This window comes from Bacteroides parvus (genome assembly GCF_017309675.2).
In the GTDB taxonomy this organism is placed as follows: Bacteria; Bacteroidota; Bacteroidia; order Bacteroidales; family Bacteroidaceae; genus Bacteroides; species Bacteroides uniformis.
The window spans coordinates 3,672,221-3,689,729 of sequence record NZ_CP084680.1 but is presented as its reverse complement, the minus strand read 5'-3'; the positions used below and the strand labels follow the sequence as shown (position 1 = coordinate 3,689,729).

Genomic DNA, 17,509 nt, shown 5'->3' with positions numbered 1-17,509 from the left:
AGCTCCTATGAAGAAAGTTTTTCGTAAAATACATTTATGGCTTTCAGTCCCCTTCGGGCTACTGATTACCCTTATCTGTTTTTCCGGAGCCATGCTGGTATTCGAGACGGAGGTGATGGAGCTCTGCCGCCGCGACCTCTACTATGTGGAGAAAGTCGGGCCGGCATCGCTTCCCATGGGCAAGGTGGCCGAAAAAGTGGCCGCTACTCTGCCGGATAGTGTTTTTGTGACGGGTGTCACAGCCTCGTCTGCTCCGGAGCGTGCCTGGCAGGTGAACCTTTCCAAACCTCGTCGTGCTTCCGTCTATGTAGACCAGTATACGGGTGAGATAAAGGGCAAGTATGAACGTGCGCCGTTTTTCACGACCATGTTCCGCCTGCATCGCTGGTTGCTGGACAGCATGAAGCCCGATGGAGGCATCTTCTGGGGAAAAATGATTGTGGGCACTGCCACGCTGATGTTTGTCTTTGTCCTGATATCGGGCATTGTCATCTGGTGGCCCCGTACAAAAAAGGCTTTGAAGAACAGTTTGAAGATTGTTTCCGGTAAGGGTTGGTGTCGGTTCTGCTATGACCTGCATGTGGCAGGCGGTATGTACACGCTGGTTCTTCTGTTGGTAATGGCGCTTACGGGACTGTCATGGTCTTTCTCCTGGTACCGCACCGGCTTCTACAAAGTTTTCGGAGTGGAAACCACGCAAGGGGGTGGAGGACATGGTGCTTCGGCACAAACTGCTGCCCAGGGAGGAGAACGGGCTCAAGGCCGGTCTGGTGGCAGACCAGGAGGTGAGCATCGTGAAAGAAATTCTTTCTCTCCTTTTACAAGCTGGCAGAAGGTTTACGAAGAACTGAAGGAACTCAATCCTGATTATAAACAGATTACCGTGTCCAAAGGCTCTGCTACGGTTTCTTTCAATCGGTTGGGCAACCAGCGTGCTGCCGACCGCTATACGTTCAATCCCCGTAGCGGTGAAATCACCGGGGCTACCTTATATAAGGATGCCGACGCTTCAGGAAAAATCCGTGGCTGGATATTCTCCGTTCATGTAGGCAGTTGGGGAGGGCTGACCACCCGTATATTGAGTTTTCTTGCCGCTTTGGTAGGGGCCAGCTTGCCGCTGACGGGCTATTATCTTTGGATTCGCAGATTGGTTCGGAAAGGCAGTAGGAAAGCGAACATGCAATTAAAGAAAGTTGCTTAGAAAAAGCAGGCAATTTTATAAAAGGATGAAGATGTCCGCAAGATGCGCAGGCGTGCGTGTTTTGTGGGCGTTTTTTTATAAATACTTTTGGGCGGAGATTTCATTTATCCGCATTTCCTTCTCTTCTATCCGGATGCATCCTTCGCTTGCCAGCTCCGATAAGGCACGTGCTAGCGAGGGACGAGCCACTCCCAGTATTTGTGCCACTTCCTGCTGGTTGAGTATCGTGCCATGCATGCGTAGATAGTTCAGTATGCGCGATTTTAGGCTTTGCAGGGCAAAGGCATTCAGCTTTTTGGAGAGAAACAGAGTTCTGTCCGATACCAGTTGCAGAAAGTTGCGCATCACAGTGGGGTGTCGATGCAGGAATTCCAGGAAGACATTCTTGTTTATGATGAGTATCTCACATTTCTCTTTTGCTTCGATATTTACCGGGAAGCGGTTTTCGGAGGCAAAGACAAAAGCCGGGGCAAGTAGTTGCGGGGCTTTCAGCGTTTCTATGGTGAGTTGCTTTCCCTCTGCACTGACCATTTGGGTACGCACACTGCCGCAGCACAATATGAATAGAGAACGGTATGCTTCTCCCTGCATGGCAATAAAGTCAGCAGGTTTGTATTGCCTGCGTGCATGTTCGGGTGCCAGGATGAGGGATAATAATTCTTCTTCTGTTATGCCTTGAAAAGGAGGCATTTTCAATAATGTATGGATTTCCATTCTCTTTTTTACTTTTTTGTGATTCGATGTAACATTCGTGACAGTTTTCGCGTTGTAGAACTCTCATCTTTGCACAAAGATAATGCAAACCGAAAGTAATAGAAAATAAGCTTGCTTATTTTTATTGCTGAGGTGCCGCTTATCTTATGGAAAGATGATGTAAACTTTTAAATGAATAAGAATATGGAACCGAACATGTTTTGTTATCAATGTCAGGAGACAGCCAAAGGAACCGGCTGTATACTGAAAGGTGTATGTGGAAAAGAAAGTCATACGGCTCAAGCTATGGACTTGTTGCTGTTTGTGGTTAGAGGTGTCTCTGTCGTTGCCGATGTTTTGCGCAAGGCAGATTGTCCGGTCTCCGAAGAAGTGAATATCTTTGTGACGGATGCTCTGTTCTGCACTATTACGAATGCAAATTTCGATGATGAAAGCATTTTGAAGCGGGTAGATAAAGGAATCACCATGCGTAATGGATTGATTCAAGAGGCCAAGCATAACAAAGTGCTCTTACCCAAAGTAGATGAACTGACTTGGCAGGGAACGCGTGATGACTATGCCGGAAAAGCGAAGACAGTAGGTGTTCTGCGTGAACAGAATGAAGACCTCCGCTCGTTGAAAGAATTGCTTGTCTATGGCTTGAAAGGTATGGCTGCCTATCTGGAGCATGCCATGCGTCTGGGATTCAATGATGATACGGTTCATGTTTTCATGCAACGCGCACTGGCTACCATTGCAGTTGAGTCTCTATCGGCAGAGGAGTGGGTGAAGCTGGTTCTCGAAGCTGGTGAGTTTGGAGTAAAGACAATGGCTCTATTGGATGCAGCCAATACTGGTACTTACGGTAATCCTGAAATTACAAAGGTGAATATCGGTGTGAAGAACCGTCCGGGAATTTTGATTAGCGGCCATGACTTGAAGGATATGGAAGAATTATTGAAACAGACTGAAGGCACAGGAATAGATGTCTATACACATGGTGAAATGTTACCTGCTCACTATTACCCGGCTTTCAAGAAATATTCCCATTTTGTAGGCAATTATGGCAATGCCTGGTGGAAACAGCGCGAAGAATTCACTTCCTTCAACGGACCGATTCTGTTTACCACCAATTGCATCGTTCCTCCTCTGGCAAATGCTGTGTATAAAGAACGTATGTTTACCACCAACTCTACCGGCTATCCGGGTTGCAAGTACATTGATAAGGATGCTGAAGGTAGGAAAGACTTTTCTGAAATCATAGAGATTGCCAAACAATGCCAGCCTCCGGTGGAGATAGAGCATGGAGAAATTATCGGCGGTTTTGCCCATAACCAGGTGCTGCAACTGGCAGACAAGGTGGTAGATGCCGTGAAGACCGGGGCCATACGCCGCTTTATCGTAATGGCAGGTTGTGACGGACGTATGAAGAGCCGTGACTACTACACGGAATTTGCTAAAGCCTTGCCGCAAGATACCGTTATCCTGACCGCAGGTTGTGCCAAATACCGCTATAATAAACTTGGTTTGGGAGACATCAACGGCATTCCCCGTGTATTGGATGCCGGGCAGTGCAATGACAGCTATTCACTGGCGGTAATAGCCATGAAGCTGAAAGAAGTATTCCAGCTGAACGACATTAATGAACTTCCCATAGTCTACAACATAGCGTGGTACGAACAGAAAGCAGTTATTGTATTATTGGCATTATTGAGCCTCGGTGTGAAGGATATTCACTTAGGACCTACATTGCCCGCTTTCCTTTCTCCAAATGTCGTCAAGGTACTGGTTGATATGTTCCATATTGCAGGTATTGGTAGTGTGGAAGATGATTTGAAGAAATTCGGATTGTAAATAAGATGATGGGGTGATATCCTGCTATCACCCCATCATCTTATCCTCTTATCACATTATTTATCGCTTCCTCCGTTCCGCAGAACGGCCCGTGCGATTGTAGCTTTATGGTACACATGGCGGCGGCAAAGCATCCGGCTTCTCGATAAGACGCGCCTTTGTCGCGCATATACAGATATCCTACCATATAGGTGTCTCCGCATCCCGTTGCATCTGTAATCTGCAGGGCAGGGTAGGCGGGTATTTCGTGGAATTCTCCTTGGGCATAAATCAGCGAACCTTTATCTCCCAGGGTCAGCAGCACTTCCTTCACGCCCCAGTCTGCAATCAGCAATGCAGCTTCGTGCGGTTCACTGCATCCGGTCAGCACTTCCATTTCAGCTTCGTTGGCTTTCAGGATATGGATATACTTCAATGCTTCTTTCTTTTCCGGCCAGTCTACGGCCAGCACCTTTTCATTCTCCACCTTGCGGAGAAATCCTTGCACGTCTACCGAGAGGAGTCCCTTGCCGGACAAGAACTTGATGACCTCCAAAGAGAAGTCGTCGGCAAGCAGACTGCCCAAGTGGATAATCCGTGCATCGGTATCTTTCAAACCTTCCACGGTGAAAGGGTCTGCTTTTGCCGTGACACGTTGTGTACGTTCGTTTTGATTTTCTCCATAAATATTCTCGAAACAGACGGAATGTGTGCTGTGCAAGGCTTTGACGGAAATACCTTCTTTCCGAATGTCTTCCACAATGCCCATGTCAGTATCAGCCAAAGCTGTTACCAATAGAAAATCGTTAGCATTCAAGTGCTTGATGGCATGTGCGAAGTAGAAGGAGGTGCCTCCCGGCATATATATGGTATTTTTAGGGGTTACGACTTTATCTTGGGTAATATAGCCGATGCAACATAGACTGTGTGTGTTCATTTCTTTGTTGGCTTTTTATTTCTTTATTGTATTGATTCCGTAAATTGGGCGCGAAGATAGTGATTTAATAACAATTCGACTATATTTGCAGCTGTAAATGTAGCCTCATTGAATATGAATTCATTAAAAACGAAAAGAGTACGTATGATAGTTGGCATTATAGTGGGTATTATGGCTGTTGCGGTCATAGCGGGATTCGTTTTTGTCAATCAGCCGAGTTTCGGGAGGGCTCCTCAAGGAGAACGGTTGGAGAGGATAAAGAAGTCGCCTCATTACAAAGACGGAGAATTCCGGAATCTGCACAGTACGATGATGATGACTTCCCAAAAGGGACGTTTGGGAGCTTTCTGGGGATTCTTATTTAAGAAAGAAACCGATTTGCGTCCAGAAAAAGAGATTCCGGTTATAAAGACGGACCTCAGCAAGATAAGCAAGGACGAGAATGTATTGGTATGGTTCGGACATTCATCCTATTTTATCCAGGTAGACGGAAAGCGTATACTGGTAGACCCCGTATTTTGTGTGGCTTCTCCGGTTTCGTTTGTAAACAAGCCGTTCAAAGGGGCGGATGCCTACAAGCCTGCCGATATGCCGGAGATTGACTATCTGGTGATATCACATGACCATTGGGACCATCTGGATTATGAGACGGTGATGCAGCTGAAAAACCGGGTAGGCAAGGTGGTCTGTCCTTTGGGGGTAGGCGAACATTTCGAGTATTGGGGATTTGACAAATCATCCCTGGTTGAGCTAGATTGGTTTGAAGATACTGTACTGGATAAGGGATTTCTGCTTCATTGCTTGCCCGCCCGGCATTTTTCGGGCCGCTCGTTGAAAGCGAATCAGGCATTATGGGCCTCTTTCCTTATCGAAACCCCTTCGCAGAAGATTTATATGGGCGGTGATAGTGGATATGATACGCATTTTGCCGAAATAGGCAAGCAATATCCTGGCATTGACCTTGCCATATTGGAGAATGGGCAGTATAACGAAGATTGGAAATATATCCATACCATGCCCCAATATTTGGGACAAGTGGCCAGGGACTTGAATGCGGAAAAGATTCTGACTGTCCATCATTCCCAAATATGCTTTGGCTAGACACCGCTGGGACGAACCGTTGAAGAATGCCATGAATCTGAAAGAGAAAGACTCTTTGAACGTGTTGATGCCTATTATAGGGGAAGTGGTCCGGTTAAAATAATGAACGATATTGATTAGCTATTGACGAGTTATTAACGGAAATATATATCCCTATCGAAAATAAAAGTAAGATAATATGTTGGAATTACCCGAAGTTATCACCCTGAGCAAACAAGTGAACAACGCCTTGAGCGGTAAAACAATCACGCAGGTATTCAATGCCACCAAACCGCATAAGTTTACGTTCTATAACGGCAATCCGTCGGAGTATGGTAAACTGCTCGTAGGCAAAACCATCCTTTCATCCGAAGGATATGGCATGTTTGTCTATTTCAATCTTTCGGATAATGTGATCATGAATATAGGCGACGGAGTCAGTGTCCGTTATTACAATGCGGGAGATAAGATTCCTGCCAATTACCAGTTGTTGCTGACGTTTAATGATGATTCATTCCTTGTCTTCACGGTTGTAATGTATGGTTTTATCAATGTTTATCCTGATAGCTATATCGACAATAAGTACTATAAATTGAGTCGGGAAAGCATTTCGCCGTTGAGCGATAAATACACCGAAGCGGAATTTGAGAAACTCGTTGCCGAAGCAAAGAAGACCCTCTCTGCTAAAGCTCTATTAGCAACCAATCAGCGTATTCCCGGTGTAGGTAACGGCGTAACGCAGGATATTCTGTTCAATGCACGGATAAATCCCAAACAGAAAGTGCTACTTCTGTCGGATAATCAGAAAGAAGTTCTTTTTAATGCTCTAAAAAAAACATTGGTGGATATGACTTCCGAGGGCGGACGCGATACGCAAACAGATCTTTATGGCAACGCCGGAGGTTACAAAACCATTCTTTCTGCCAAAACATGGAAGAATCCTTGTCTCCGTTGTGGCAGTACCATCATAAAAGAGGCTTATATGGGTGGTTCGGTATATTATTGCCCAACGTGTCAACAGATAAAAGAATAAATGTTCACATTCTGTTAGCTCCCTTTATGTACGATGCAAGGAATTAATATTCTGTATAACAGTTTATTAATTCCTTGTATCGCATTCTGTTAATATCGTGTCTACACGATATTCGTATCCTGCGAACACGATATGAATATCTTCTTTTCTTTATACTTTGTACGGACAAAAGGGGTGTTTTATAAAGCCCGCCCTTTGTAAACGTTTGACTGGGACAATGGAACCAGGACTCCGTTCAGCGTCAGGGTATTCGAATTGAAGTTCGGGCTGATTCTTGCCGATGCATTATTGCCGCCGTTGGTCAGTGTGATATACACTTGTGCGGATATTCCGATGCCTTGTACGCTGAAGCTGCAATTCACGTTTCCCTTTTTGTCGGTCGTGATTTTCATTTCCTTTCTGCTGCCGTCCACTGTGATGCCGCCTATTCCGTTGGGGCCTGCAAGGGCATTGTTGGCAGCTATTTGTACGGATGCGTGTTCACCGTCCATCAGAACGAAGTTTGTTGTCGATGAAACAAATGCGCTCCGTCCTCTCTTGAACACCAGCTGGTCTGCTTCCAATACAAACTTGCCCTCTTTCAATGCCTGGACGGCAATGGCATAGTTCCTTTCATTTTCTGCTTTTTCGCGTGCTTTCTGGGCTTCGCGTTGGGCTTTACGCTCTGCTTGGCGTGTTTCGCTGCTACTCTGTGCATACATCAGGGTCGATGCACTTACCAACACCAGTGTGATTAATGTAATGATTCGTTTCATAATTGTTCTTTGTTATTTAGTTAAGACCTTCTGGTTGATTAACAAATGAAAAGCCAAAAAGATGCAGCTTGAATCTTAAATAAGCGTAAGACTTAACACTTCTTTGGTTTTGTTGGAAGTTCGTATTAAATTTCTTCCAAGGCATAATACTGGTAATCCCGGAGAATGGTCTGAAGAAAGTTTTCCGGGTTACTGTCATGAGGAGTGATGGAGAGAAGTTCCTGCACTTTTTTCGCAAGGGAGGCAATGCGGCGTGTACGGTCTTTTTTACCCGATTGCAGGGTCCGGGTAATGACGTTGATTTGCTCCAATGACAAGTCGGAAGCTTGTGGATAGGTAGGTCGGTAGTCTTTGGTCAGGTAGTCGAACTCATCGAGGCTGACGTGTATCTTGCGGTAATTCTTTTCCTTGATTACCATGGTGCCGGCGGCAAGGTCTCCCATTCGCTGGCTGTTTTTGGTCAAAAGGACGACCAGAAGTCCCAGACCACCGGTCACCGGTCCGTCGATAGGGAAGAGAAGCCATCGGAGCAGGTACGAGCCTATGCCGGGCGTGGAGCCGTCTGCCTTTACGACACGAATGTTCATCAGCCGCTTGCCGAAACTTTGTCCCTGGTTGAACATTTCGCAGAGAAATGCATAAAGCAAGACTGGCAGGTAGACAATGGTAAAAAAGAAAAGCATCGTGAAATCAGAGGGTAGATGAATCCGTGAAAACAAGGCCAAAGTAGAAAATACATAGAATCCGAGCAGAATATAATCTATGGCCAGTGCAATGAGCCGCTCACCGATACTGGCAGGCGTTTGACTGATGCGGACAAATTGTCCGGTGATAATTGTAGATTCTGCCATTCCTGATAAAACATTTTTAGTATTTCATTGCAAATATATCATTATTCTCTTATTTTTGTTACCTATTTCAGACAAAACTTCTCTGAAATAGTCATGGGGTATGAAAGAAGTGACGTTTATCCGGCAGAACATCGAAAAATGGAAACGAGCAGAAACAATGGTGGAGCAGGCGGAAAGTCTGTCTCCCGATGAACTTGCCGACGCATATACGGAGCTTACGGCAGATCTGGCTTTTGCCCAAACGCATTTCCCCGCTTCCCGCATCACTATCTATCTGAACAATCTTGCCTCGGCATTGCACAACCGCATTTATAGAAACAAGCGCGAGAAATGGTCAAGAATTATCACCTACTGGACCCGTGAAGTGCCTTCGGCCATGCACGATGCACGCCGTGAGCTGGTGGCTTCCTTCATTATATTTGTGGTCAGCGCATTGATAGGAGTGGTATCCGCTGCCGGAGACCCCGATTTTGTGCGTTTGATTTTAGGAAACTCCTATGTGGATATGACTTTGAACAATATCGCTAATGGTGAACCTATGGCTGTATATAACGGTTCCTCCGAGTTCCCCATGTTTCTGAGTATCACGCTGAACAATATCATGGTCTCCTTCAACTGCTTTGCCATGGGGTTGCTGACCAGTTTTGGCACCGGATACATGCTCCTTAACAATGGTATCATGATAGGGGCTTTCCAAACCTTCTTTTATCAGCACGACTTGCTTTGGGAGTCCTTCCTTGCCATTTGGCTGCACGGGACACTCGAAATCTGGGCGATTATTGTAGCCGGTGCCGCCGGTCTTGCCCTGGGCAACGGATGGCTCTTTCCCGGAACCTATTCAAGGCTGGAATCTTTCAAACGGGGAGCCAAAAAAGGACTGAAAATAGTGGTGGGTACGGTACCCGTATTCATCATGGCAGGATTTATAGAAGGATTCGTTACCCGTCATACCGAACTTCCGGATGCTTTGAGGTTCGGCTTTATTCTACTCTCTTTGTCGTTTATCTTTTTTTATTATATTTATTTACCTAACAGAAAGAAGCATGGAAGCACAGAAACCTAAAATCGCACTGTATGTACAACGTTCTTTTGGAGAGAAACTAACTGCTACCTTTGATTTTATCAAAGAGAATTGGAAGCCGTTGATGAAATTCACCACATATCTGATGTTGCCGCTTTGTCTGCTTCAGGGACTGAGCCTGAACGGGCTGATGAGCGGTACAATGGCTCTGGGTGATATGACCGGAGGCTCGTTCGACTCTTCTGTTGTCGGAGCGTCCATCATGGCACTGGTGACTTATTACAGTCTGTATGCCGTTCTCTATCTGCTAGGAACTGTCATGCTGACCTCTTTGGTCTACGCATTGGTCCGTACTTACAATGAACGGGAAAAACGCTTGGAGGGAGTGACGTTAGGGATGCTGAAGCCCTTGTTGTTCCGTAATGTCAGAAGGGTATTTCTGATAATGATTGTCGGTGTGCTTTTGGTGCTGTTTGTAGGGCTTATTGTTGGTTTTATAGCCACCGTCATTCCGTTCATGGCGATTGCGTTCTTGTTCGTTCTGCTCGTTGTGGTGGTGTCTGTGCCACTTGCTATTTGGGCTCCAGTCTATCTGTTCGAAGATATCTATATCATAGATGCCTTGAAGAAGGCCTACCGACTGGGTTTCGCTACCTGGGGAGGTATCGTACTGATTTCCATTGTTATGGGATTCATCGCCGCCATCTTGCAGGGAGTGACGATGATTCCATGGTATATCGGGACCATTGTGAAATATATCTTTGCAATGACTGATGCAGGTGGCGGTGCCACTGTATCGGCAGCCTATAGCTTTGTGCTTTATCTGCTGGCGGTGGTCCAGGCATTCGGCGTTTATATGTCCATGATTTTCTCATTGCTGGGACTGGCTTATCAATACGGTCATGCTTCGGAAAAGATAGATTATGTGATGGTGGAGAGTGATATTGACAATTTTGATAAACTCTGATAACGGACTATGAATATGGCTCCGGCTGATACACTGGTTTGTGATACTGCACAGGTTGCCGCTTGGCAGTCTGACCCGGCGTTTGCTTACAGTCGTGAGTTGATAGCTCCCGAAATTAATGTACTTGAGTGGTTCAGCAGATGGTTCGGCAAGCTGCTGGACAAGATATTCGGGAATACGTTGGTGGCAGAATATTCGGAGGTCGTATTGATATGCATTGCCGTTCTTATCCTGGTATTGGTCATTTGGTTTGTGTACAAGAAGCGTCCGGAACTGTTCATGCGTTCGCGCAAGAGTACCCTGCCCTATACAGTGGGGGAGGACACCATCTATGGAGTGGATTTTGCGGAAAGAATTGCCGATGCGCTTGCCCGGACGGATTATCGGGAGGCGGTGCGTTTGCTCTATCTGCAGACGCTGAAACAGCTCAGCGATGGAAAACGTATAGACTGGCAGTTATATAAAACGCCAACACAATATATCTATGAAGTCCGTCTGCCAGCTTTCCGCCAAATGACCAACCATTTTCTACGAGTACGTTACGGAAATTTTGAAGCGACCGAAACTTTGTTCCATGCGATGCGGGATTTGCAGAAAGAAGTGGAGAAAGGAGGGGCGGCATGAAGGGGAACCATTGGTTTATAGCCGGTATCATTGTTTTTCTGGTGTTGATGTTTGCGATAGAGTGCCGTCTGCCAAAGAAGTTTGTCTGGAACCCTACGTTCAGCCATTATGACAAGCAACCGTTCGGCTGTGCCGTGTTCGATAGCCTGCTGTCTTCATCGTTGCCGAAGGGATATTCGTTGTCGAGAAAGACTTTTTATGAACTGGAGCAGGAAGATACGACGCTCCGCCGCGGAATACTGGTTGTTACCGATAACCTGCATTTGACGGATGTAGATGTGGAGGCGATGTTGAAGATGGCGGGACGGGGAGACCGGATTATGCTGGTGGGGAGCTCTTTCAGCCGTATTTTGAAAGATACGCTGGGATTTGAGTGCAGCTATTCCTATTTCAGTCCGTCGGCTTTGAAAAAATATGCCACTGCATTGCTTTCGAAAGACAGTTTGTGCTGGGTGGGGGATTCGGCGGTTTATCCGCAGCAGACTTTCTGTTTCTATCCCCAACTTTGTCAGTCTTATTTCTTTGCAGATTCCATTTCTAGTAAAGTGTTGGCGGAAAAAACTGTTACCGGAGAAGCTGCTCATCCGGTTGCCATGTCAGTTTCTTGGGGAAAGGGGGAGGTTATACTGGCTTCCACTCCCCTGCTTTTTACGAACTATGGTGTGCTGGATGGGAAGAATGCGGCTTATCTTTTTCGTATATTGTCCCAAATGGGTGGATTTCCCATTGTCCGTACCGAAGGCTATATGAAAGAAACAGCCCAGGCACAGATGTCTCCTTTTCGCTATTTCCTTTCGCAGCCTCCGCTTCGCTGGGCATTGTACTTGAGTATGGTTTCCATCCTGCTCTTTATGATATTTACAGCCCGTAGGAAGCAGCGTGCCATTCCCGTTATCCGCGAACCGGAGAATAAGTCTTTGGAGTTTGCAGAGTTGATAGGTACCCTTTATTATCAGAAGAAGGACCATGCTGACTTAGTCCGCAAGAAATATCTCTATTTTGCGGAGGAACTGAGGAGGGAAATGCAAGTGGATGTGGAGGAAGTGGCAGAGGATGAGCGCTCTTTCGGCAGGATTGCCCGGAAGACGGGTATGGAAGCGGGGGAAATTGCCGCATTCATCCGCGAGGTGAGGCCGGTGGTGTACGGAGGGCGCAGCATCTCTGAGGAGGAGATGAAACGGCTTGTCGATAAAATGAATGAAATAATCAATCATATATAAAGAAGATATTTATGGAAGAGAACACAGAAAAACGGGTGGACTTGACTCTCTTTTCCGAGAAGATACAAGCGTTGAAGGACCGGATTGCTACGGTCATAGTGGGGCAGGAGCAGATAGTGGACCTGGTACTGACGGCTGTCCTGGCAAACGGCCATGTGTTGCTGGAGGGAGTGCCGGGGGTGGCAAAGACGCTGCTTGCCCGTCTGGTTGCCCGTTTGATTAAGGCGGATTTCAGCCGCATTCAGTTTACTCCGGACTTGATGCCGAGTGACGTGTTGGGGACTACGGTCTTCAACATGAAAACCAATGACTTTGACTTCCATCAAGGACCGGTATTTGCCGACATCGTGCTGGTGGACGAGATAAACCGTGCTCCTGCCAAGACGCAAGCCGCCTTGTTTGAGGTTATGGAAGAACGGCAGGTCAGCATTGACGGCACCACGCATCAGATGGGAGAACTCTATACGATTCTGGCAACCCAGAATCCGGTGGAGCAGGAGGGTACTTATAAATTGCCCGAAGCGCAATTGGACCGTTTTTTGATGAAGATAACCATGGGATACCCTTCGTTGGAGGAGGAGGTGGATATTCTGGAGCTTCACCACACGAATGCTTCGCTGGTGAAGCTGGATAGTCTGACGCCTGTCCTTACAAAGGAAGAACTGCTGTCATTGCGCAGGCTGATGGAGCAGGTGTTTGTGGATCGTACACTGCTTCAATACATCGCGCTGATAGTGCAACAGACGCGTACCAGCAAAGCTGTGTATTTAGGAGCCTCTCCACGTGCATCTGTGGCAATGATGCAGGCTTCGAAGGCGTATGCACTGTTGCAAGGACGTGATTTCGTGACACCGGAGGACATAAAGTTCGTTGCTCCGTATGTACTTCAGCACCGCCTGATATTGACGGCAGAAGCCGAGATGGAAGGTTATTCACCGGTAAAAGTGACGCAACGTCTGATTGATAAAGTGGAAGTTCCGAAATGAGACTGGGCCGCCGCTTCTATATGACTCTTGTGCTGATTATCCTGCTGATGGGTATCGGGTATGCTTTTGCTCCGTTCTTTACAATCGGGCAGTGGGCGCTGTTTGTCCTGGCCTTGTCGGTGCTGGTGGATGGGGTTATGCTCTATCGCGTTCGTGGCATCCGGGCTTTCCGTCAGTGCGCTACCCGTTTCTCCAACGGAGATGAGAACGCTGTGAACATACGTGTGGAGAGCAGTTATCCGTATCCGGTAGCTGTGGAAGTGGTGGATGAGATTCCTTTTGAATTCCAGTTGCGGAATGTTGATTTCAGGATGAAGCTCCGGGCGAGTGAGGGCAGGACGATTACCTATCATCTGCGTCCCACGCGGCGGGGGATTTACTCTTTCGGACGGATTCGGGTGTTTGTGGCAGGCAGGATGGGACTGCTTTCCCGCAGATATACTTGCGGTGCTCCTCAGGATGTCAAGGTATATCCGTCCTATCTGATGCTTCATCGGTATGAGCTGCTGGCCATCAGTGACAACCTGACCGAGCTGGGGATAAAGCGCATCCGCAGGGTGGGGCATCATACGGAGTTCGAACAGATAAAGGAGTATGTGAAAGGGGATGATTACCGCACGATAAACTGGAAGGCGAGTGCCCGGCGGCACGAACTCATGGTCAATGTCTATCAAGACGAACGTTCCCAGCAAATCTATAATGTGATAGACAAGGGGCGGGTTATGCAGCAGGCATTTCGCGGAATGACTTTGCTCGACTATGCAATCAACGCCTCCCTTGTCCTTTCATACGTTGCCATGCGGAAGGAGGATAAAGCCGGACTGGTGACGTTTAACGAGCACTTTGATACATTTATCCCCGCTTCCCGACAGCCCGGACAAATGCAGGCGTTATTGGAGAACCTTTACAGCCAGCAGACTACTTTTGGGGAGACCGACTTTTCCTCATTGTGCGTACACTTGAACAAGCATGTCAACAAACGGAGCCTTTTGGTGCTGTACACCAACTTTTCCGGTATAAGCAGCCTGAACCGCCAACTGGCTTATCTACAGCAGTTGAACCGTCAGCACCGGTTGCTTGTCATCTTCTTTGAAGATACCGATTTGGAAGAGTACATCGCCACGCCTGCAAAAGATACGGAAGGTTATTACCGTCATGTCATTGCCGAGAAATTTGTATTTGAGAAGCGGTTGATTGTTTCCACCTTGAAGCAGCACGGCATCTGTTCTTTACTGACTACACCGGAGAATCTTTCTGTCGATGTGATAAACAAGTATCTGGAGATGAAGTCACGTAACCAGATATAAAGACAGTAACTAAGGTTATATAATCCGTAATAAGGGTAGTGAAAGTATCCGGATTTTCCTCTAATTTTGTAATTGGGATATTGTGAACGTTTGGAAAACATATCCTTAACGATTTTAGATATCTGAAGTTGCAATAATTGAGAATGGCTTTATAGGTGATGAAAGACAATACATTGGACATAAAGACTGTATGTGAGTGTAACCGGTGTTTGGGATGCAAAACGCTGCATCCCCAGGTAAGCATTATTAATCTGGAAAATCCTAATGTGTATCAGGATGCCGTGAAGTTTGAGTTCTATGCTATCCTGCTGATAGAGGATTGTGAAGGGGGATGCGACTGTTGCGGGCGGAAATATTATGATTATTCCAATGCTACGATGGTATTTCTTACTCCCGGCGAGATATTCCGGATGAACAAGAATAATACGCTTCCGGACAAAGGCTGGCTGCTGGCATTTCATCCCGATTTATTGCTTTGTACTACGTTAAAGAATCATATCGACAACTATACTTTCTTTTTCTACCGCAAAGAGGAGGCGTTGCATCTGTCACAGCGCGAAACGGCCAAAGTGACGTGTTGCCTTGAGAATATCGAGGATGAACTTCATCATTCCATTGATACGCATAGCAATACCATTCTGTCCCGTCACATCGAATTGCTGCTGGATTATTGCTCACGTTACTATGAGCGGCAATTTATCACCCGTGAGAATAAGAACAGGATGATTCTAGGGAAAATGGAAGGGATATTGGATGAATATATCACTTCCGGAAAGTTGCAGGAGGGGAAGCTGCCCACTTCCGGGTGCTGTGCCGAAAGACTGAATCTTTCGACGGCTTACTTTGATGATTTGCTGAGGTTTGAAACCGGCAAGACATTGGCTGAACATTTTCAGCTCAAATGCTTGTATACGGCCAGGAAGATGTTGTCGGAAGGCGGTAATACACCTGCTGCCGTAGCGCGTCGGCTGGGCTATCCGAGTGTGCAATATTTCAGTCTGGTGTTTAAGAAAGCAACGGGAGTTACACCGAATGAATATAGATATTCATAAAATTGAGATGAGGGAAATATATATAATTTATTAGACCAAAATATTTTATAATGGAGACCAAAGCTATATTTTTAGATGTAGACGGAACATTGGTGAGTTTCGACACTCACCGCGTTCCGCAGTCGGCTATCGAAGCGTTGCAGCAAGTTCATGAATCCGATATAAAAATCATAATAGCAACTGGGAGGGCGTTTACCGATCTTCACGAACTTGAAGAGATTCCATACGATGCAGTGATAGCTTTGAATGGGTCCGATTGTGTACTGAGAGATGGCACTCCTATATCTCGTAAACAGATTCCCGAAAAGGATTTTCAGAGGGTACTGGTATTGGCTCAACATTATGGGTTTGCTCTGGCTATCGAAACGAATAAAGGTATTTTTGTCAACGAACTCAATCCGACCGTCGTCGAATTGGCCAGGCTGGTCAACCACCCTACACTGCCGGTGGCAGACATTGAAAAGGAATTTATGGGAGGCGGATGCTGTCAGTTATGCATATATTGTGATGAAGAAATGGAAAAAGAAGTTATGGCACAACTTCCCGGACTTTCTGTTTCCAGATGGAACCCTTTCTTTGCGGATGTCAATGTGACGGGAGTAAACAAGGCTATGGGTATCAATGAGTTTGCTTCCTATTATGGATTTGATGTTTCAGGAACCATTGCTTTTGGTGATGGTGGGAATGATATTTCCATGATTCGTGCAGCCGGGATGGGAATAGCTATGGGAGGAGCTTCCGAGGCTGTGAAAAGCGTTGCCGATTATATAACGGAGACGGTGGATGAGCATGGTATCCGGAACGCTCTGGTTCATTTTGGTATTGTGGAATAAAAATCGGCTGTCAAAACTTATGAAAACTATAGTCAGTGAATATTATGCTTTTAGAAAAACTGCTTAAAGAATTTAATTTTAGCATCAATACTTTTAATTTGGAGGAATCTAAGTTATTTGACCGATATTTTGAGCGGATATTGATTGGTAAAGATACATTTTTGATTAAGGAAGGAGAAATAGAAAGATATAGTTATTTCGTTTATGATGGGATGTTACGTTGTTGGCTTTTGAATCATAAAGGGGAAGAGCAGATTTTTTGGTTTTGTAAAGAAGGTACGTTTTCAATGTCGAACATATCTTTTACCTTACAAACAAAATCTGCATTTAATGTGCAGACAATTGTAGATAGCGTTATTTACCGAATAGACAAGAAGCGAGTAGATGAACTGTATACTGCTATTCCTAAGGTGAAAACCGTATTTGAAGATTTGAATGCCATACTACTGAATAAACTCTTGAAAAGAAATATCGACTTGATTAAATATTCTCCTGAACAGTATTATCTACAGATGATTGAAGAATATGGCATTACATTAAACTATATCCCACTCAAAGATATAGCTTCTTATTTGGGTATCACGCCGCAAGCACTAAGCAGAATCCGTAAACGTATTTTTTAACCTGGGTTCAGTGCATTGAATGTATAAGTTCCGAACTTTGCGGCTTTAAATAGCAATTACAATTATGATTAGAAAAATTAAAGTTACGGATTATCCACGTTTGATGGAAATTTGGGAAAGTGCAGTATTGAGTACACATGATTTTCTTAAAGAGGAAGATTTTCTGTACTATAAGGAACAGCTTCCGGTATATTTTCAGTATGTCACTCTATTCGGATTTGAACAGGAGGGAATCTTAATCGGATTTATGGGAATTGCAGAAGGAAATCTTGAAATGTTGTTTATTGACAATAATTATCGAGGCACAGGAATTGGGAAAAAACTGGTTACTTATGCCATAAATCATTTGCAGGTAACGAAAGTCGATGTGAACGAGCAGAATATTCAAGCTGTCGGTTTTTATAAATATATAGGCTTTAACGTATACAAAAGGTCCGATTTGGACGGAGAAGGTAAAGAGTATCCTATTTTACACATGCAGTTGTAGCCCGCA

At 45.6% G+C, this 17,509-nt stretch carries 17 protein-coding genes and 1 pseudogene; 14 read left to right on the top strand and 4 right to left on the bottom strand.

Features of this window, described 5'->3' with window-relative positions; all coding sequences use genetic code 11:
• Window positions 1–7 precede the first annotated feature (7 nt).
• The gene (locus JXR92_RS15100; RefSeq protein WP_117600343.1) at window positions 8–1,201 is read left to right on the top strand and encodes a PepSY-associated TM helix domain-containing protein; all 1,194 of its coding nucleotides are present in this window, start codon (window positions 8–10) and stop codon (window positions 1,199–1,201) included.
• A gap of 75 nt (window positions 1,202–1,276) precedes the next feature.
• On the opposite strand, the gene JXR92_RS15095 is transcribed toward JXR92_RS15100, so the two are convergent.
• Window positions 1,277–1,915, bottom strand: a complete 639-nt coding sequence (locus JXR92_RS15095) for a Crp/Fnr family transcriptional regulator (protein ID WP_117600342.1) — start codon at window positions 1,913–1,915, stop codon at window positions 1,277–1,279.
• A 183-nt stretch (window positions 1,916–2,098) separates the two neighbouring features.
• Here JXR92_RS15095 and hcp point away from each other — a divergent pair, with 183 nt between their 5' ends.
• The gene (hcp, locus tag JXR92_RS15090) at window positions 2,099–3,748 is read left to right on the top strand and encodes a hydroxylamine reductase (protein WP_117600414.1); all 1,650 of its coding nucleotides are present in this window, start codon (window positions 2,099–2,101) and stop codon (window positions 3,746–3,748) included.
• A 40-nt stretch (window positions 3,749–3,788) separates the two neighbouring features.
• On the opposite strand, the gene JXR92_RS15085 is transcribed toward hcp, so the two are convergent.
• Window positions 3,789–4,664: a PfkB family carbohydrate kinase gene (locus tag JXR92_RS15085; protein WP_061412187.1), complete on the bottom strand. Its 876-nt coding sequence runs from the start codon at window positions 4,662–4,664 to the stop codon at window positions 3,789–3,791.
• 114 nt (window positions 4,665–4,778) lie between these two features.
• Between JXR92_RS15085 and JXR92_RS15080 the strand changes: the two are divergent.
• Together JXR92_RS15080 and JXR92_RS15075 are read left to right on the top strand one after the other, a co-directional pair.
• Window positions 4,779–5,868 (top strand): annotated as a pseudogene (locus JXR92_RS15080) (MBL fold metallo-hydrolase).
• 75 nt (window positions 5,869–5,943) lie between these two features.
• Entirely contained in the window at window positions 5,944–6,777 is an 834-nt protein-coding gene (locus tag JXR92_RS15075) for a DNA-formamidopyrimidine glycosylase family protein (protein WP_138345382.1), read from the top strand.
• Window positions 6,778–6,956: 179 nt separating this feature from the next.
• Here the strand turns inward: JXR92_RS15075 and JXR92_RS15070 are convergent, their stop codons facing one another.
• Entirely contained in the window at window positions 6,957–7,532 is a 576-nt protein-coding gene (locus tag JXR92_RS15070) for a DUF4251 domain-containing protein (RefSeq protein ID WP_008664890.1), read from the bottom strand.
• A 125-nt stretch (window positions 7,533–7,657) separates the two neighbouring features.
• Complete coding sequence (locus JXR92_RS15065) at window positions 7,658–8,383, bottom strand: RDD family protein (protein ID WP_005832400.1); 726 nt, start codon at window positions 8,381–8,383, stop codon at window positions 7,658–7,660.
• 100 nt (window positions 8,384–8,483) lie between these two features.
• On the opposite strand from JXR92_RS15065, the gene JXR92_RS15060 reads away from it, so the two are divergent.
• The 10 genes from JXR92_RS15060 (at window position 8,484) to JXR92_RS15015 (ending at window position 17,503) form a co-directional block, all read left to right on the top strand.
• A complete protein-coding gene (locus tag JXR92_RS15060; RefSeq protein ID WP_005832397.1) occupies window positions 8,484–9,446 on the top strand; it encodes a stage II sporulation protein M in 963 nt (320 codons plus the stop codon).
• Window positions 9,427–10,371 carry a hypothetical protein gene (locus JXR92_RS15055; protein ID WP_022402021.1) on the top strand — a complete coding sequence of 315 codons (945 nt, stop codon included), beginning with the start codon at window positions 9,427–9,429 and terminating at the stop codon, window positions 10,369–10,371. Before JXR92_RS15060 ends, JXR92_RS15055 begins: the two co-directional genes overlap by 20 nt.
• A 9-nt stretch (window positions 10,372–10,380) precedes the next feature.
• The gene (locus JXR92_RS15050; RefSeq protein WP_009038199.1) at window positions 10,381–10,995 is read left to right on the top strand and encodes a DUF4129 domain-containing protein; all 615 of its coding nucleotides are present in this window, start codon (window positions 10,381–10,383) and stop codon (window positions 10,993–10,995) included.
• The gene (locus JXR92_RS15045) at window positions 10,992–12,215 is read left to right on the top strand and encodes a DUF4350 domain-containing protein (protein ID WP_016274301.1); all 1,224 of its coding nucleotides are present in this window, start codon (window positions 10,992–10,994) and stop codon (window positions 12,213–12,215) included. Before JXR92_RS15050 ends, JXR92_RS15045 begins: the two co-directional genes overlap by 4 nt.
• Before the next feature lie 11 nt (window positions 12,216–12,226).
• Window positions 12,227–13,201: an AAA family ATPase gene (locus JXR92_RS15040; RefSeq protein WP_117600335.1), complete on the top strand. Its 975-nt coding sequence runs from the start codon at window positions 12,227–12,229 to the stop codon at window positions 13,199–13,201.
• Complete coding sequence (locus JXR92_RS15035) at window positions 13,198–14,508, top strand: DUF58 domain-containing protein (protein WP_119962080.1); 1,311 nt, start codon at window positions 13,198–13,200, stop codon at window positions 14,506–14,508. The genes JXR92_RS15040 and JXR92_RS15035 overlap by 4 nt, the downstream gene beginning before the upstream one ends.
• A gap of 158 nt (window positions 14,509–14,666) precedes the next feature.
• On the top strand, window positions 14,667–15,560 hold the full coding sequence (locus JXR92_RS15030; RefSeq protein ID WP_138345384.1) for a helix-turn-helix domain-containing protein: 894 nt from the start codon (window positions 14,667–14,669) through the stop codon (window positions 15,558–15,560).
• Between the two features lie 50 nt (window positions 15,561–15,610).
• The gene (locus JXR92_RS15025; RefSeq protein ID WP_138345385.1) at window positions 15,611–16,393 is read left to right on the top strand and encodes a Cof-type HAD-IIB family hydrolase; all 783 of its coding nucleotides are present in this window, start codon (window positions 15,611–15,613) and stop codon (window positions 16,391–16,393) included.
• A 44-nt stretch (window positions 16,394–16,437) separates the two neighbouring features.
• Window positions 16,438–17,016: a Crp/Fnr family transcriptional regulator gene (locus tag JXR92_RS15020; protein ID WP_005832383.1), complete on the top strand. Its 579-nt coding sequence runs from the start codon at window positions 16,438–16,440 to the stop codon at window positions 17,014–17,016.
• Window positions 17,017–17,080: 64 nt separating this feature from the next.
• Window positions 17,081–17,503 (top strand): GNAT family N-acetyltransferase, encoded by a 423-nt coding sequence (locus JXR92_RS15015; RefSeq protein WP_138345388.1) that lies wholly within the window; start codon window positions 17,081–17,083, stop codon window positions 17,501–17,503.
• Window positions 17,504–17,509: the final 6 nt, after the last annotated feature.

What these genes read in the sequence shown, in the direction of transcription:
- JXR92_RS15100 (WP_117600343.1), top strand. Translation starts at nt 8, where the DNA reads ATGAAGAAAGTTTTTCGTAAAATACATTTATGGCTTTCAGTCCCCTTC.
- JXR92_RS15095 (WP_117600342.1), bottom strand. Translation starts at nt 1,915, where the DNA reads ATGGAAATCCATACATTATTGAAAATGCCTCCTTTTCAAGGCATAACA.
- hcp (WP_117600414.1), top strand. Translation starts at nt 2,099, where the DNA reads ATGGAACCGAACATGTTTTGTTATCAATGTCAGGAGACAGCCAAAGGA.
- JXR92_RS15085 (WP_061412187.1), bottom strand. Translation starts at nt 4,664, where the DNA reads ATGAACACACACAGTCTATGTTGCATCGGCTATATTACCCAAGATAAA.
- JXR92_RS15075 (WP_138345382.1), top strand. Translation starts at nt 5,944, where the DNA reads ATGTTGGAATTACCCGAAGTTATCACCCTGAGCAAACAAGTGAACAAC.
- JXR92_RS15070 (WP_008664890.1), bottom strand. Translation starts at nt 7,532, where the DNA reads ATGAAACGAATCATTACATTAATCACACTGGTGTTGGTAAGTGCATCG.
- JXR92_RS15065 (WP_005832400.1), bottom strand. Translation starts at nt 8,383, where the DNA reads ATGGCAGAATCTACAATTATCACCGGACAATTTGTCCGCATCAGTCAA.
- JXR92_RS15060 (WP_005832397.1), top strand. Translation starts at nt 8,484, where the DNA reads ATGAAAGAAGTGACGTTTATCCGGCAGAACATCGAAAAATGGAAACGA.
- JXR92_RS15055 (WP_022402021.1), top strand. Translation starts at nt 9,427, where the DNA reads ATGGAAGCACAGAAACCTAAAATCGCACTGTATGTACAACGTTCTTTT.
- JXR92_RS15050 (WP_009038199.1), top strand. Translation starts at nt 10,381, where the DNA reads ATGAATATGGCTCCGGCTGATACACTGGTTTGTGATACTGCACAGGTT.
- JXR92_RS15045 (WP_016274301.1), top strand. Translation starts at nt 10,992, where the DNA reads ATGAAGGGGAACCATTGGTTTATAGCCGGTATCATTGTTTTTCTGGTG.
- JXR92_RS15040 (WP_117600335.1), top strand. Translation starts at nt 12,227, where the DNA reads ATGGAAGAGAACACAGAAAAACGGGTGGACTTGACTCTCTTTTCCGAG.
- JXR92_RS15035 (WP_119962080.1), top strand. Translation starts at nt 13,198, where the DNA reads ATGAGACTGGGCCGCCGCTTCTATATGACTCTTGTGCTGATTATCCTG.
- JXR92_RS15030 (WP_138345384.1), top strand. Translation starts at nt 14,667, where the DNA reads ATGAAAGACAATACATTGGACATAAAGACTGTATGTGAGTGTAACCGG.
- JXR92_RS15025 (WP_138345385.1), top strand. Translation starts at nt 15,611, where the DNA reads ATGGAGACCAAAGCTATATTTTTAGATGTAGACGGAACATTGGTGAGT.
- JXR92_RS15020 (WP_005832383.1), top strand. Translation starts at nt 16,438, where the DNA reads ATGCTTTTAGAAAAACTGCTTAAAGAATTTAATTTTAGCATCAATACT.
- JXR92_RS15015 (WP_138345388.1), top strand. Translation starts at nt 17,081, where the DNA reads ATGATTAGAAAAATTAAAGTTACGGATTATCCACGTTTGATGGAAATT.